Here is a 14,880-nt window from a genome sequence, read left to right on the forward strand (position 1 = left end):
CCGGCCGTTGGGCCGGCGGCGGATCGCTTGCCGGTGTCCAGGCGCGCCTTGCCTTCAGAAGCGGATGGACAGTCCGAGGATTGGACCTTGCTGGACCACGTCGAAGATGAAGCCGTCATTGTCGTAGTTGACGCCCAGCGCACGATAACCGGCGATCGCCGAGATCGTGTCGTTGAAACGGTAGCCGAGGCCAAGGCCGACGTCCCAGTCGATGGCGGCGCCGCCGGCGCCGACCAGGCCCCAGCCGGTCAGGTAGATCTCCGGGGTGAAGAAGTAGTTGCCGCGCACACCCACCATGCCGTCGACCCAAGTCTTGCGGTCATCGCGGCTGATACCGTCGAGCGGGCCGCCCTGAAAGGATATGGTGGTGTTGACCGACCAGATCCTGGCGCCGCCGACCACGTCGAGATGCGAGTTCTGATCCTCAAACACCGTGTAACCGACGCCGATGAGGCCGGCGAAGGTCTCCGATTCCACATCGACCGTATCGGTGAAGACGCCGCGCGCTTTGCCGTCGCCGGAGAGCTTCGTATAGATCAAGTCACCAAAGACGCTGAAGCGGTCCTTGCGCGCTTCGACGGTGGCCATGGCGGCGAAGTCGAGATTGCTCCAGATGTCGCTGAAGCTGGAGTCGATGTGAACGGTCGGGAGCCCGAATTGCGCTGTGTCGCCGGAGAGGCCCGCCATCCAGAAATAGGGCGCGAAGGTGAATTGCCAGCCGCTCTCGGTTTCTTCCACGGGGGCCGCGGGCGCCATCAGCGGCGTGATGTCGGCCGCGTGGGTCGGCAGGGCGAACAACAGGCCAAGGCAGGCCGTGAGGCCCAGTCGTGTAGGGATACTCATGAAACGCCTCCCGCTTGAGACAATCCCTGAAACGAGAGACGGGCCCGTCTGGAATTGCGCACTACAGACTCTCGAACACAAGGGCAGCGGAAAGTCGCCGCCTCCCGATGTGGGTATTGTTATATAAGTTTATTCGAATACAACTGTTTTGGCCCGAAACGGCGAAGCGGGGCATGCCAAATGCCGCGCGCTGTTGCATCGGCCACACAGTTGCCTTGGATCCGCCAATGCCTGTCGCCCGACACTGTACAGCGCTCGTGCGGCAACGGCGCGTGAGAACAAGGGCTCAATGTCTCGCGACTAGCCCTTTGATGTGAAAGGCCTTGGGCGAATTCTGGCCGCGAGTTCTGGCCGTGCTGGCCATCGACGGCGGGAGCTCAGGTCTCGTCGGGCAAGAGCGTCGAGCGTTGCGATTTCAGCCATTCGAGCACATGGACGCGCAGTGCCGAGGAGAGGTTGCTATCGGGCGTGCGCTGGTCGTCGATTTCGGCGATCAGCTGGGCAAGCGGCACCGCCCGCGTTTCGGCGATCGTCTTCAGCTCCTGCCAGAAGGCGTCTTCGAGCGAGAAGCTGGTGCGGTGGCCGTGGAGCGTTGCGGAATGCTTACGGATCATCGCCCGGCCTTAGAGACTGATTCAAGGAATTGGCATTTCGAGTCCGGAAGCTGCCGCAAGTCCTTGCTCCGGGATCGCTTTTGCGGGCTCAGTCCTTGTCGACGTCGCCTTCGGCAGGGCGCTCGATGCGGCCCTGGTCAAGGCGGGTCTCCGCCTTGTCGTTCAGCGCTTTCGTCAGGGATTTCTCGGCCTTGGTGCGGCCGAAGGAGATGCGGTTCTGCTCGGCCTGCTTGTCCTTTTCCGTGCGCTCGCGACGCTTGCGGAACTGGCGTAGATTGACGACGTCTCCGGTCATGAGCCTCGGCTCCTCGGATCAGTTCTTCTTGCGGAAGGAATCGAGCGAGACGACGGAGCCGCCGCCATTCTTCGGCTCGGTGGGCTTGTCGTCCTTGGCCGAGGTCTCGGCATTTTCTTCCGGAACGGGATAGGCGGTGATCTCCGCCGATTCCTGTTCTTCTTCCTCGCCGGCCGCCACGTCGAACTCCAGTTCGAAATTGACCGACGGGTCGTAGAAGCCACGGATGGCGTTGAACGGGATCACCAGCCGTTCGGGCGTGTCGGAGAAGGAGAGGCCGATTTCGAAGCCGATTTCGGTGACTTTCAGCTCCCAGAACTGGTGCTGGACCACGATGGTCATCTGTTCGGGATACTTGGCTTTCAGGTGCTGCGAGATGCGCACGCCCGGCGCGCCGGTCAGAAAGGTGATGAAGAAGTGATGCTCTCCCGGCAAGTGACCGGTGGTGGCAACCTCCGTCAGGACCTTTCGGATGACGCTGCGCAGTGCGTCCTGTGCCAGAATGTCGTAGCGGATGTGGTCCTGGCCCATGAGCGTCCCGTCTTTCCTCGAACTCAATCTACTGTCTGCTGTCGGCTTGGAGGTCAAGCCGTCGGCTTTTCATTGCCCGTCTGAAGCAGACGAGTCAATTATTCAAGCATCTATAGACCATTTCGAAGCGGGGGAGAAGGTGAAGGCTTCTGTTGCCAGGTGCCTTCGGACCCCGCCTTACGGTGCTACCCGGAAGGACTTGATTTGAAGTGTCGCACCGCGATTAAGCAGCGAGACGTGCTTCAGCATAGTTGTCGTTTGCAACTATAAGTTTAGCCCGATAACGGTGGTACAATGCCGAGCAAAAAGTCGATCTTTACGCCCTTGTCGATCCTATTTCGCCCCCATCAAAAGCCGATCGATTCTGATCGGTTTTTGGTGGAGGCGCCGGGTACCGCCCCCGGGTCCAATGGGTTTATTTCATCGCCCGTTTATTGCCATAGCCGCCCGAAGACGGCAGAGTTCATATAGGTCTTTCCGGGCCCCAAGAAAAGGGGGATGTGTCGGATATATGACTTTCTCCCGGACTGCCCGGTGCCGAACCGCCTTGACTTGACCGGCATCCATGAAAAACTCCCGCTGCTGCCATGCGGCCGGCAATCTCCGGCCGCAGTTTCGAAAAGCAAAGCAAGCTGGAGGCCTCATGACGGACTACCTCGCAGATGTGCAGAAATACGACAGCGGCGCCGACGAAGCGATCGTGAACAAGATCGTGCGTCACCTTGGCATTGCGCTTCGCAACCGGGATTCCTCGCTCGTTTCGGCGTCGGATCCGAAGGAGCTCGAGCGGGTCAAGGAGAAATGGTGCGAGAAGAAGCTCGGCATCAGCGGCGCCGATGCGGACAGCGCGATCGACGCCACCGTCAAGGCGATGTCGGCGGACCGGTCGAAATCGCGCGTCACCTTCTATTATCTGGTGGCCAAGAACCTCGGCAAGCTACAGACCTTGTAGCTCCCCGCCGAATTATCCGGGATAATCGTCCCGTGGTCATTGGTTCGCCGCCGGCTTCGTCCTAAATTTAGCGAAAGTACGAATCGGCGGCGCCAGACCATGCAGCAATATCTCGACCTTCTCGACCATGTGATGACCAACGGATCCGACCGCGGCGACCGGACGGGAACGGGCACGCGCTCGGTCTTCGGCCACCAGATGCGCTTCGACCTCTCCGAGGGCTTCCCGGTGCTGACGACCAAGAAGCTGCACCTGCGCTCCATCATCCATGAGCTGCTGTGGTTTTTGAAGGGCGACACCAATATCCGCTATCTCAAGGAAAACGGCGTCACCATCTGGGACGAATGGGCAGACGAGAACGGCGACCTCGGCCCGGTCTATGGCTACCAGTGGCGCTCCTGGCCGGCGCCGGACGGGCGCCATATCGACCAGATCGAAGGCCTCGTCGAGAGCCTGAAGACCAACCCCAATTCGCGCCGGCACATCGTTTCGGCCTGGAACCCGGCGCTGGTCGACGAAATGGCGCTGCCGCCCTGCCATTGCCTTTTCCAGTTCTACGTCTCCGACGGCAAGCTCTCCTGCCAGCTCTACCAGCGCTCGGCCGACATCTTCCTCGGCGTGCCCTTCAACATCGCTTCCTATGCGCTCTTGACGATGATGGTGGCGCAGGTGACGGGCCTGAAGCCGGGTGATTTCGTGCACACGCTTGGCGACGCGCACATCTACCACAATCATTTTGAGCAGGCCCGGCTGCAGCTCACCCGCACGCCGAAGGCGCTGCCGCGGATGGAAATCAATCCAGACGTGAAAGATCTCTTTTCCTTCCGTTTCGAAGACTTTACGCTCGTCGGCTACGAAGCCGATTCATCCATCAAGGCGCCGATCGCCGTCTGACATATCCTGAGGCTGCGGGTGGCCGGTCCGCATTTCTGAATTCTTCTCGATGCCGATGCCGATGCCGCGCCACTCTTCGGGCGGGGCAGGAGCTTCGGTCGCCCGCACGCGCAGGGGCCGGCAATCCAAGGTGAGGGGCGGCCGGGGAGGGCTGTCGTCCAAGGGAGGTATCGATGCTCACACTCGTTCATGCGCCGCTGTCGCGATCCTCGCGCATCGTCTGGCTGCTTGAGGAGCTGGGCGCGGAATACGAGATCCGCTACGTCTCGATCCGCCGCTGGGACGGCTCGGGCGAGCCCGACGACAACAACCCGCATCCGCACAAGCAGGTGCCGGCGCTCATCCATAATGGCGCGGTGATCTGGGAGTCGGCCGCCGTCGTGCAGTATCTCACCGACCTCTATCCCGATTGCAGCCTCGGCCGGCCGCCCGGCCACAAGGAGCGTGGCGCCTATCTCTCCTGGCTTGCCTATTACGCGGGGGTGATCGAGCCGACGGCGCTTGCCCACATTTCCGGCGCGACCATCAACAACCCGGCGCAGGCGCGGCTCTACAGCGAAATGTGCGCCCATGTGATCGACGTGCTCACCCGACGGACCTATCTGCTCGGCGAAACGATGAGTGCCGCCGATCTGCTTTTGGCAAGCGCGCTGCAGTGGATGCGCAAGATCCTGCCGGAAAGCACGGTCGTCGATCGCTACATCCGCGTGGTAACGGACCGGGCAGCCTATGACCGCGCCAGAGAAATCGACAGCAAACCGAACGGGTTCCATGACTGAAACGAAGACCACCCACCCGAAGATATCGATCGTCGTCGCCGTTGCCGCAAACGGCGTCATCGGCCGCGACGGCGATCTGCCCTGGCGGCTTTCGACCGATCTCAAGCGCTTCAAGGCGCTGACGATCGGCAAGCCCGTGATCATGGGGCGCAAGACCTGGGCGTCGCTCGGGCGTCCGCTTCCCGGCCGCGCCAACATCGTCATCACCCGCAACGCGGATTTTGTGGCGGAAGGGGCAAGCGTCGTCCCGTCGCTCGATGCGGCGGTAGCGCTTGCCGGCCGAGAGGCGGAGGCCGCGGGCGTGGACGAGATCTGCGTGATCGGTGGCGGCGAGATCTACCGCCAGTCGATCGCGCGTGCCGATATCTTGCATGTGACCGAGGTGCAGGCGACCGTGGATGGCGATACGCGCTTCCCCGATATCGATCCCGGCATTTTCGAGAAGGTCTTCGAAGAGGACCTGCCGCAGGGTGAAAAGGACAGCCACGCCATGCATTTCGTCACCTTTAAGCGGCGTGCGACAGCCTGACGCGGCGGATCGTCAACTATTTTGAACCATTTACGGTGAACTCGGGTCTATCGCGTTGAAAGCGGTGCGGGTGATACCTATAACGGTTTCACATCATGAACGACCGTGCGGTGGCGCGGCCGTTCAGCGTGGGAAGTATTCAAAAGAGAGGTTTTGATGCCCTGGAGCAATCAGAATGGCGGCGGCGGTGGCCCATGGGGCGGCGGCGGTGGCGGCGGCAATCAGGGGGGTCCCTGGGGCCAGGGGCCAAACCGGCCGCGTGGCGGCAAGGGCGGCCCGCCGGATCTGGAAGAGATCATTCGCCGTGGCCAGGACCAGCTCAAGAACGTCGTTCCCGGCGGCTTCAATGGTGGCGTCTTCGCCATTATCGGCCTGCTGATCGTCGGTTTTGTCCTGATCAATTCGATCTACACGGTGCAGCCGGACGAGCGCGGCGTCGAGATGCGCTTCGGCAAGCCGAAGGACGAGATCTCGATGCCTGGCCTGCACTATCATTTCTGGCCATTCGAGACCGTCGAATTCGTCAAGATCACCGAGCAGCAGCAGAACATCGGCGGGCGCTCTAGCGGCCAGTCGAATTCCGGCCTGATGCTCACCGGCGACCAGAACATCGTCAACGTCCAGTTCTCGGTTCTTTACTCGGTCACTGATCCGAAGGCTTACCTCTTCAACGTCGAGAACCCGTCCGACACGCTGCAGCAGGTGGCCGAAAGCGCGATGCGCGAAGTCGTCGGTCGCCGTCCGGCGCAGGACATCTTCCGTGACAACCGTCAGGCGATCGCCGCGGACGTGAAGAGCACGATTCAGGCAACGATGGACACCTACGGCACCGGCGTTTCCGTCAACACGGTCGCCATCGAGGACGCCGCACCGCCGCGCGAAGTGGCCGATGCGTTCGACGAAGTGCAGCGCGCCGAACAGGACGAGGACCGCTTCGTCGAAGAAGCCAACCAGTATGCCAACCAGGTGCTCGGTAAGGCACGCGGTCAGGGTGCGCAGATCCGCGAAGAGGCGGCCGCCTACAAGGACCGTGTCGTCAAGGAAGCACAGGGTGAGGCGCAGCGCTTCATCTCCGTCTATGACGAGTACTCCAAGGCGCCTGACGTTACCCGCAAGCGTCTCTATCTCGAAACCATGCAGGGCGTTCTCGGCAAGTCGAAGAAGGTCATCATCGACGAGAAGAACGGGCAGGGCGTACTGCCATATCTGCCGCTGAATGAAATCGGTCGTCCGACGACGTCGGGTGCCGCAGCAGTTTCGGGAGCAGGCCAGTGATCAACAATCGTACCTCCGTTATCCTGATCCTGCTCGCCGTCGTCTTCGTCGGCATCTATTCCTCGGTCTTCGTCGTCAACGAGCGCCAGCAGGCGATCGTCGTTCGCTTCGGTCAGATCAAGGACGTCAAGAGCCAGCCGGGCCTCTACTTCAAGCTGCCCTTCGCCTTCATGGATGCCGACCGCGTCCAGTACGTCGAAGACCAGGCACTGCGCTTCGACCTCGACAACATCCGTGTCCAGGTCTCGGGCGGCAAGTTCTATGAAGTTGATGCCTTCGTCGTCTACAAGATCTCCGATCCCCGCCGCTTCCGCGAGACGGTCTCGGGCGATCGCGACTCGGCGGAATCGCGTCTCAGGACCCGTCTCGACGCATCGCTGCGCCGTGTCTACGGTCTGCGTGGCTTCGAGGCTGCCCTTTCGGACGAGCGTGCGTCGATGATGCGCGAAGTGCGCGCCGACCTCAAAACCGACGCCGAGTCGCTCGGCCTCAACATCGAGGACGTCCGTATCCGTCGCACCGACCTGACGCAGGAGGTCTCGCAACAGACCTACGACCGCATGAAGGCCGAGCGTCTGGCGGAAGCGGAACTGATCCGCGCCCGCGGTAACGAAGAAGGCCAGCGCCGCCGCGCGATTGCCGACCGTCAGGTCGTCGAAATCGTCGCCGAGGCCCAGCGTGATTCGGAAATCCTGCGCGGTGAAGGCGAAGCCGAACGCACAAGGACCTTTGCTGACGCCTTTGCGCGCGATCCGAAGTTCTTCGAGTTCTATCGCTCCATGACCGCTTACACGCAGTCGATCGGTAGCCCGGACACGACGCTGGTGCTTTCGCCGCATTCGGAATTCTTCCGTTACTTCAATAACTCGGAAGGCACTCCGCCGGCCGCGGCACCTCAAGCAGCGACCGGAAACTAGGCGGGCGATGTCAGACTTTCTGACAGGATTCGCTTTCTTCCTGATCATCGAGGGGCTGGTGTACGCACTGGCCCCTTTGGTTTTGGTGGAAATGGCGAAGCGTTTGCCGTATGTCCCCGAACATCAGCTTCGACTGGCGGGGCTCGTTTGCGTGGCTGCCGGGGTCGGACTTGTATGGTTGCTTCGAGGATAATGCGAAATGCCACATAAACTGCTGATCCGGCTGGTCGATGCCGAATACGCCATCACCCGCCTTAATATCGGCTCCAGCATGCCGGAATGGCTGCCGGGGCCGGGCTTCTGGACCGTGTCGAGCTCGCGCGAGGAGATGACGCTGGTCTGCAGGGCCGCCCGCGTGCCGTCCAGCGTCCAGAGTTCGCTCGGCTGGCGCTGCTTCCGTGTCGAGCAGCATTTTGCCTTTGACGTGCCCGGCGTGCTCGCCTCGGTGCTCCGGCCGCTTTCGGATGCCGGCGTCGGCGTCTTTGCCAATTCGACCTTCAGCACCGACTACATCTTCGTTGCCGGCTCCGATCTCGACAAGGCGGTCCAGGCGCTGAAAGACCACGGTCACGAGCTCACCACCTGATCAGCCACGCCCGGCCTCGACGTAAAGGCTTGGCAGGGAACGTCCGTCCTTTCGCACCCTTGCGCGCAAGGATCAGGAAATCGTGTTTGGACCCTTCCGAATTCCGCCTTATCTTCAGAGGAAAGTCGGACGTCGCGGTCTTGCGGCTTGCGTTTGTCAAATCTGCCGCATAAGCCCGGCCGGCGGTTTCGGTCGAGGCGGAATTATGCGAAGAATCAAAGTGCTATGGTGTGCCGGTGTCACCGCACACAGCCAGAGGAGCTGAAGCGAATTGTCCACGCGATCAAAATCCCGAGTACACTCGCTTGGCGCCTCCCTCGGCGTTCTGGCGCTCGCAGGCGCGCTTGCCTTCAGCAGCACCGCACTCGCCCAGAACACGGCGATCCGGCCGCCGAGCAATGGCCCGGCCTCCGTCGCCGATCTGGCCGCCGGACTGCTGGATGCCGTCGTCAACATCGCGACTTCGCAGAAGGTCAAGAACGACGATGATGCGCCGGCGCCGCAGGTGCCGGAGGGCTCGCCCTACCAGCGCTATTTCGACGAATTCTTCAAGGGCCAGGGCAATCAGGGCGGTAACCGCCAGCGCACGGTCGAATCGCTCGGCTCCGGCTTCGTCATCGATCCCTCTGGCTACATCGTTACCAACAACCACGTGATCGAGGGCGCCGACGACATCGAGATCAACTTCGCCAATGGCAGCAAGCTGAAGGCGAAGCTCGTCGGCAAAGACACCCAGACCGATCTCGCGCTGCTGAAGGTCGAGCCGAAGGCGCCGCTGAAGGCCGTGCCTTTCGGGGACTCGCGCAAGATGCGCATCGGCGACTGGGTGATGGCGATCGGCAACCCGTTCGGCCTTGGCGGTTCCGTTTCGGTCGGCATCATCTCGGCGCGTGGCCGCAACATCAACGCCGGCCCCTATGACAATTTCATCCAGACGGACGCTGCGATCAACCGCGGCAATTCCGGCGGGCCGCTGTTCAATATGGCCGGCGAAGTGATCGGCATCAACACGGCGATCATCTCGCCAACGGGCGGCTCGATCGGCATCGGCTTCTCCGTGCCGACCGAACTTGCCGCCAATGTGGTACTTCAGCTCAAGGACTTCGGCGAGACGCGTCGCGGCTGGCTCGGCGTGCGCGTCCAGCCGGTGAACGACGATATCGCCGAGAGCCTGAAGATGGACGCGCCGCGCGGCGCGCTCGTCTCCGGCATCATCGAAGGCGGGCCGATCACGCACGGCGAGATCAAGGCCGGCGACGTCATCGTCAAATTCGACGGCCATGATGTCGGCGAGGTGCGCGACCTGAAGCGCGTGGTCGCCGAAAGCCCCGTCGGTAAGGCGGTCGATGTCGTGGTGATCCGCGACGGCAAGGAACAGACAGTCAAGGTGACGCTCGGACGCCTCGAGGATGGCGCGCTTGCAAGTGCCGACGCGGCAACCGGCGACGAGGGGTCGAAGGCTGACAAGCCGGAGGCTGCGCCGCTTCCAGCGACCGACGTCGTGCTCGGCATGAAGCTTGCGACGCTCAACGAAGAGGCGCGCAAGAAATACGGCATTGCCGAAGACGTGGACGGCGTTGTCATCACCGAGGTCGCGCCGAATTCGGTCGCGGCAGAGCGGCGCGTAGAGGCGGGCGACGTCATCGTCGAGGTCGGTCAGGAGGCGATGGAGACGCCCGCCGACGTGGCCGACCGGGTCGAGGAGCTGAAATCCAGCGGCCGTCGCCACGCCGCCCTTCTGATCTCCAACAAGTCCGGCGAATTGCGCTTCGTCACCGTTCGGGTGGAGTAGGACGCATCGCGCCTTTCGGCAGTTGCGATTGCGGCATCGGATCGATGCCGCAGCGCCGCTTTCGGTCGAGGCCGATTGTCTGAATCTTTTCAGTGCTATCGCCTCTGGGGCTGAGAGGCTGAATCCACGTCCTCAGGTTTTGATTCAAGGCTGCGGTTCGGCCGACGGGCCGCAGCGCGCTCATGATGGGCACAGACACGGTCCCGCTGCCGCGACCTTCTCCCCGCTTGCGGGGAGAGGGTTAGGGTGAGGGGCATTCGAGAAGCGGTGAGGTGCCCTTCTTTCAGCAGTCCTCGCTCGCTTGCCTGGGGTGCGGGGACGGCTTGCGCGCCGGCTGGAAGGTCATCAGCCTGAGGGCTTCGAACAGAATTTCGATAATCGTATGCATTGCCGCACCTCCTTTCTTGCAAGCATTTCACTCCACTTGCCGGCACCCCTCAAACGAGTTTACAGTCGCCTTCGGATAACTTGAGGTTATGCATGAAGCGCGGCCGACTGCCCCTGACAGCATTGCGGAGTTTCGAGGCGGCCGGGCGGCTGGAGAGTTTCACACTGGCTGCATCGGAGCTTTTCGTCTCGCAGGCGGCCATCAGCCGGCAGGTGCGCGAACTCGAAGAGCTGATCGGCCGGCCGCTTTTTGAGAGGCTCCACCGCGGTGTGCGGTTGACGGCTGATGGTCAGGCGCTGCTCGGCACGCTGACGTCCGCCTTCGACATGGTGGGCGAAAGCCTCGACGCGCTCTCGGGGCGGCGGTTGTCGCAGACGCTGAAGGTCAGCGCCGAGCCATCCTTTGCCGGCTGCTGGCTGGTGCCGCATTTGCAGGAATTTCAGGAGGCGCATCCGGAGATCGATCTGGTGATCGATGCGGAGTCGCGGCTCGCCGAGTTTCGAAGCGGCGAGGCCGATATCGCCATCCGCCACAGCTTGACCGCCCGCGCCTGGTCGCGGGTGGAGGCGCGGCCCCTTGCCGAGGTGGAGATGGTCCCGGTGATCACGCCTGCGCTTGCCGGCGCCGGGCCGCCGCTCGACCGACCCGAAGACCTGTTGCAGCATCCATTGTTGCATGAGGATAACCGGCAACTCTGGGAACAATGGTTTGCGGCGGCCGGCACCGCGCCGGTGAAGCTTGCACGCGGCGCGATCTTCGCCGATGGCTCGATGGTGCTGCAGGCGACGCTGCGCGGCAGCGGCGTCGGCCTCATCGACCGCGACCATGCGCGCGACGACATCGCCGCCGGCCGGCTGATCCAGCCGTTCGACGCCTCTGTGCCCTATGGCGCGTTCTTTATTGTGGCGCGGCGCTTCGAGGCGCTGTCGGAGGCGGCCAGAGCCTTTGTCGACTGGATCGAACGGAGCTACCCGGGGGCGGGGCGAAAGCGGTGAGGCGGCCCTTATCCTCAGGGCGAGCGCTTGCCCCTCATCCGCCTGCCGGCACCGTCTCTCCGCACGCGGGGAGAAGGAAAGATATGGCGAACGCCCGCCATTCTTCAGAGGTGGTTGGGTAGTGCCAGTGCGGCTGGCGTCTCTCTTCCCGTCTGCGGAGAGAGATGTCCGGCAGACAGAGAGGGCAACTCACGAAGCGGCAGCTTATTTCCCGGCCTTTGAACGATGCGCGCGCCATTCCTCGGCGCTGATCGCATAGAGCACATGCCGAACCAGGGTCGGCTGATCGGTTGGGACGCGGGGGTGGTCGAAGTCGCGGCTTGGGTCGCGGTGCATGCCGATCCGTTGCATGACAGCGGTCGAGCGGGTGTTGGCGGGAACCGCGAAGGAGACGACCTCGCTCAAGCCCTTTTCCTCGAAGCCGTAGCGCAGCAGGGCGTTGGCCGCTTCGGTGACGTAGCCCTTGCCCCAGTAGGGCGGGGCCAGTCGCCAGCCGATTTCGACGATTCCTTTGGGCAGGTGCGGCTCCAAATCCGTGAGCGCGAGGCCGCAGAAGCCGATTGGGTTGTCGTCGGCCTTGAGCGCCACGGCGAAGAAGCCGAAGCCGGTTTCGGCGATGCCCTTGCCGACGCGATCGAACAGCGCGTCTGATTCCGCGCGGCTGCGGCGGAAGGGAAAGAATTCCATCACCTTGGGATCGCTGTTGATCGCGAAGAAGAGATTGCGATCGCTTTCCTTCCAGGCGCGGATGCGCAGCCGCTCAGTCTCGGCAATGATCATCCGGCGAAATCCGTCTTGCGATAGCCCTGCAGATAGAGAAGGGCGGTGAGGTCGCCGTGGTCGATGCGGACCTTGGCCTGCTCGGCAACGACGGGCTTGGCGTGCAGCGCCACGCCGGTGCCGGCAAGCTGGATCATGCCGAGATCGTTGGCACCGTCGCCGACAGCAAGGGCATCGTCCGTCGAGATGCCGAGGCGGTCGGCGATCTCCATCAGCGAATCGACCTTGGCCTGCTTGCCGAGGATGGGATTGGCGACTTCGCCAGTGAGGATGCCGTCTTCGGCGATCAGCGTATTGGCGCGGTTCTCGTCAAAGCCGAGCATCTCGGCGATCGGGCCGGTAAAGACGGTGAAACCCCCGGAGACGAGCGCGGTATAGTGGCCCTTGCTCTTCATCGTTGCGATCAGTTGTTTTCCGCCCGGCGTCAGCGTGATGCGCTTGGCGATGACCTCGTCGACGACGCCAAGTGGCAGGCCCTTCAGAAGTCCTACGCGTTCGATCAGCGCCGGCTCGAAGGCGATCTCGCCGTTCATGGCGCGGGCGGTGATCGCCGCCACCTTGTCTTTCAGGCCGACTTCGGCGGCGAGTTCGTCGATGCATTCCTGGCCGATCATGGTCGAGTCCATGTCGGCGATGAGCAGCTTCTTGCGGCGGCTCTCGGCGTCTTGCACGGCGACATCGACTGGCACATCGCCGATCACGCCGCGCAGCAGGGTTTCGGCGGCATCCGGATCGGTGCCGTCGGTCAGCGCGATATCGCAGGCGATGCCATCGGCGAGCCAATAGAGGCCGGATGCCTTCACGGCGTCAGCGGCTGCTTCCGCCAGTGCTGGCGTCAGAACAGGATTTGACGGATTGGCGATAAGCGTGGCAACGAGAGCCATGGACAACAACCTTGATACCGAGAGCGACGCGATCCTGATAACCGGGCCGACCGCCAGCGGCAAGTCCGCGCTTGCCGTCGAACTGGCGCGCCGACATGGCGGCGTGGTCGTCAATGCCGACAGCATGCAGGTCTATGACACGCTGCGGCTGTTGACGGCGCGGCCGGACGAGGCCGACATGGGCGGCATCGGGCACTGTCTTTACGGCCATGTGCCGGCGGCATCCGCCTATTCCACCGGTGCCTGGGCGCGCGAAGCGCAGGCATTGGTCGCTCAGCTCAAGGGCGAGGGACGCTTGCCGGTTTTTGTCGGCGGCACCGGGCTCTATTTCAAGGCGCTGACCGGTGGTCTCTCGGACATGCCGGAGATCCCGGCGGCGATCCGGGAAAGGCTGCGCGAGCGGCTGAAGGCGGAAGGGGCGGAGGCGCTGCATCGCGACCTCGAAGCCAGGGATCCGGCAACGGCGGTGACACTGAAGCCCGGTGACGGCCAGCGGATCGTGCGGGCGCTCGAAGTGGTGGAGGCCACCGGCAAGCCGATCCGCTTCTTCCAACGGCAGACCGGCCCCATGATCGTCGACCCGGATCGGGCTACAAAATATGTCGTGCTGCCGGAGCGAAAGCTCCTGCACGACCGCATCAACCGTCGCTTCCAGTTGATGCTTGCCGGCGGCGCGATCGACGAAGTGCGGGCGCTGCTTGCGCTCCAGCTGCCGTCGGAAATGCCCATCATGAAGGCGATCGGCGTCAGCCAGATCGCAGCCCTTCTGAAGGGCGAACTCGACGAGGCCGAAGTGATCGAGATGGGCGCTGCGGCAACGCGACAATATGCCAAGCGGCAGATGACCTGGTTCCGTAACCAGCTCGACGACAGCTGGCAGCGCATTTCGAGCGCCGAGGAGGTGCTTTGACGAGCGCCGTTGCCGCGGATCAGTCGGCGAGGTTCAGCTGCCAGGACACGCCGAAGCGGTCGGTGACCCAGCTGAAGCGCTGGCTGAAGCCGTAATTGTCGAGTGGCATCAGCACTGCCCCGCCTTCGGCGAGCATGCCATAAAGCGTGATGATCTCATCCTCGCTCTGGCATTCCACGAAGAACGAGAACGACGGGGTGAAATCGAAGGCGTGCCGGACCGGGCTGTCGATGCACTTGACCCGCTGCGCGCCGAGCCGGAAAAGCGCCACCTTGACGCTGCCTTCGGGACCTTGCTCATCCGGTCCATAGCGCTCGACTTCCAGCACCTCGGCATTCGGGAACAGCGAGACGTAGAAGGCCATGGCGTCGTCGGCGACGCCATCCTGGAACATCAGAAAGGGCGTGATGCTTGTGACCATGGCGCGCTCCCGTTGCCGTCGGTGTCAACAAAACCGGCTGACTGATCCTACCCCAGGATGTCGCCACGACAACGGTCGGCCCGCGGCAAAGTTCCCTTGCAGGATAGGCGCTGATGCCTTGCTGTGAGCGGGGCGGCCCCGCAGGTTCGGGCGGCGCATGCCATGTCCCGATCATGACAGACGAGCAGAAAACGTCTCCTGACAGCGCGGAAATCCGTCTGTCTCCCGATGAAGCCCTGGTGCTCTTTGAACTTCTGTCGCGTTGGAGCGAGGAGAACACAGTTCCAACGCCGGACGCCTCCTGTTTCGAAAGCACGGCCGAATGCGCGGTGCTGCTCGCAGTGCTGGCAGACCTTCAAAAGCAGTTGGTCGCACCCTTTCGCGAAGACTACGCCGAAGCGGTGAAAGCGGCACGCCGCCGTCTGGCGCCATCGTGGGATTACCCTGACCTCAGGGGGTGATTTACTTGCTTGTGCCTGCGCTCGATCGGCTCAC

Annotated in this window: 19 protein-coding genes and 1 other RNA gene; 12 read left to right on the plus strand and 8 right to left on the minus strand. The window is 62.8% G+C overall.

Features of this window, described 5'->3' with window-relative positions; translation table 11 throughout:
- Window positions 1–54: 54 nt before the first annotated feature.
- The 5 genes from IB272_RS06620 to ssrA all read right to left on the minus strand — a co-directional run bounded on the left by IB272_RS06620 (window position 55) and on the right by ssrA (window position 2,780).
- Window positions 55–843, minus strand: coding sequence for a hypothetical protein (locus IB272_RS06620; protein ID WP_113135693.1), 789 nt, complete (start codon window positions 841–843; stop codon window positions 55–57).
- 377 nt (window positions 844–1,220) lie between these two features.
- Window positions 1,221–1,457, minus strand: a complete 237-nt coding sequence (locus IB272_RS06625) for a ribbon-helix-helix domain-containing protein (protein ID WP_034792594.1) — start codon at window positions 1,455–1,457, stop codon at window positions 1,221–1,223.
- An 88-nt stretch (window positions 1,458–1,545) separates the two neighbouring features.
- Window positions 1,546–1,752, minus strand: a complete 207-nt coding sequence (locus IB272_RS06630; RefSeq protein WP_034792596.1) for a DUF4169 family protein — start codon at window positions 1,750–1,752, stop codon at window positions 1,546–1,548.
- An 18-nt stretch (window positions 1,753–1,770) separates the two neighbouring features.
- Entirely contained in the window at window positions 1,771–2,283 is a 513-nt protein-coding gene (locus IB272_RS06635; RefSeq protein WP_034792598.1) for an SspB family protein, read from the minus strand.
- Between the two features lie 138 nt (window positions 2,284–2,421).
- Window positions 2,422–2,780, minus strand: a transfer-messenger RNA (tmRNA) gene (gene ssrA, locus IB272_RS06640).
- Between the two features lie 146 nt (window positions 2,781–2,926).
- On the opposite strand from ssrA, the gene IB272_RS06645 reads away from it, so the two are divergent.
- The 10 genes from IB272_RS06645 (at window position 2,927) to IB272_RS06690 (ending at window position 11,390) form a co-directional block, all read left to right on the plus strand.
- Window positions 2,927–3,235 carry a DUF2853 family protein gene (locus tag IB272_RS06645; RefSeq protein ID WP_034792600.1) on the plus strand — a complete coding sequence of 103 codons (309 nt, stop codon included), beginning with the start codon at window positions 2,927–2,929 and terminating at the stop codon, window positions 3,233–3,235.
- 99 nt (window positions 3,236–3,334) lie between these two features.
- Complete coding sequence (locus IB272_RS06650) at window positions 3,335–4,129, plus strand: thymidylate synthase (protein WP_060582716.1); 795 nt, start codon at window positions 3,335–3,337, stop codon at window positions 4,127–4,129.
- Window positions 4,130–4,302: 173 nt separating this feature from the next.
- The gene (locus tag IB272_RS06655; protein WP_060515961.1) at window positions 4,303–4,908 is read left to right on the plus strand and encodes a glutathione S-transferase; all 606 of its coding nucleotides are present in this window, start codon (window positions 4,303–4,305) and stop codon (window positions 4,906–4,908) included.
- Entirely contained in the window at window positions 4,901–5,437 is a 537-nt protein-coding gene (locus tag IB272_RS06660) for a dihydrofolate reductase (protein WP_034792608.1), read from the plus strand. Before IB272_RS06655 ends, IB272_RS06660 begins: the two co-directional genes overlap by 8 nt.
- A gap of 156 nt (window positions 5,438–5,593) precedes the next feature.
- The gene (gene hflK / locus IB272_RS06665) at window positions 5,594–6,712 is read left to right on the plus strand and encodes an FtsH protease activity modulator HflK (protein WP_034792611.1); all 1,119 of its coding nucleotides are present in this window, start codon (window positions 5,594–5,596) and stop codon (window positions 6,710–6,712) included.
- Window positions 6,709–7,629, plus strand: a complete 921-nt coding sequence (locus IB272_RS06670; protein ID WP_060515963.1) for a protease modulator HflC — start codon at window positions 6,709–6,711, stop codon at window positions 7,627–7,629. Before hflK ends, IB272_RS06670 begins: the two co-directional genes overlap by 4 nt.
- 7 nt (window positions 7,630–7,636) lie before the next feature.
- On the plus strand, window positions 7,637–7,822 hold the full coding sequence (locus tag IB272_RS06675; protein WP_034792618.1) for a DUF2065 domain-containing protein: 186 nt from the start codon (window positions 7,637–7,639) through the stop codon (window positions 7,820–7,822).
- Between the two features lie 6 nt (window positions 7,823–7,828).
- On the plus strand, window positions 7,829–8,215 hold the full coding sequence (locus tag IB272_RS06680) for an ACT domain-containing protein (protein WP_034792627.1): 387 nt from the start codon (window positions 7,829–7,831) through the stop codon (window positions 8,213–8,215).
- A 271-nt stretch (window positions 8,216–8,486) separates the two neighbouring features.
- Window positions 8,487–10,007, plus strand: a complete 1,521-nt coding sequence (locus IB272_RS06685) for a DegQ family serine endoprotease (RefSeq protein ID WP_051659253.1) — start codon at window positions 8,487–8,489, stop codon at window positions 10,005–10,007.
- A 480-nt stretch (window positions 10,008–10,487) separates the two neighbouring features.
- A complete protein-coding gene (locus IB272_RS06690; protein WP_034792628.1) occupies window positions 10,488–11,390 on the plus strand; it encodes a LysR substrate-binding domain-containing protein in 903 nt (300 codons plus the stop codon).
- A gap of 204 nt (window positions 11,391–11,594) precedes the next feature.
- Here the strand turns inward: IB272_RS06690 and IB272_RS06695 are convergent, their stop codons facing one another.
- Entirely contained in the window at window positions 11,595–12,170 is a 576-nt protein-coding gene (locus IB272_RS06695) for a GNAT family N-acetyltransferase (RefSeq protein ID WP_060582717.1), read from the minus strand.
- The gene (gene serB / locus IB272_RS06700) at window positions 12,167–13,054 is read right to left on the minus strand and encodes a phosphoserine phosphatase SerB (protein ID WP_060582718.1); all 888 of its coding nucleotides are present in this window, start codon (window positions 13,052–13,054) and stop codon (window positions 12,167–12,169) included. The genes IB272_RS06695 and serB overlap by 4 nt, the downstream gene beginning before the upstream one ends.
- Between serB and miaA the strand changes: the two genes are divergently transcribed.
- Entirely contained in the window at window positions 13,053–13,964 is a 912-nt protein-coding gene (gene miaA / locus IB272_RS06705) for a tRNA (adenosine(37)-N6)-dimethylallyltransferase MiaA (protein WP_060582719.1), read from the plus strand. The genes serB and miaA overlap by 2 nt on opposite strands.
- A gap of 19 nt (window positions 13,965–13,983) precedes the next feature.
- On the opposite strand, the gene IB272_RS06710 is transcribed toward miaA, so the two are convergent.
- Window positions 13,984–14,385 (minus strand): VOC family protein, encoded by a 402-nt coding sequence (locus tag IB272_RS06710; RefSeq protein WP_060515969.1) that lies wholly within the window; start codon window positions 14,383–14,385, stop codon window positions 13,984–13,986.
- Between the two features lie 173 nt (window positions 14,386–14,558).
- On the opposite strand from IB272_RS06710, the gene IB272_RS06715 reads away from it, so the two are divergent.
- Window positions 14,559–14,846 carry a hypothetical protein gene (locus tag IB272_RS06715; protein WP_060582720.1) on the plus strand — a complete coding sequence of 96 codons (288 nt, stop codon included), beginning with the start codon at window positions 14,559–14,561 and terminating at the stop codon, window positions 14,844–14,846.
- Window positions 14,847–14,880 lie beyond the last annotated feature (34 nt).

Source organism: Ensifer sp. ENS08 (genome assembly GCF_014852195.1).
GTDB classification, from domain to species: domain Bacteria; phylum Pseudomonadota; class Alphaproteobacteria; order Rhizobiales; family Rhizobiaceae; genus Ensifer; species Ensifer adhaerens.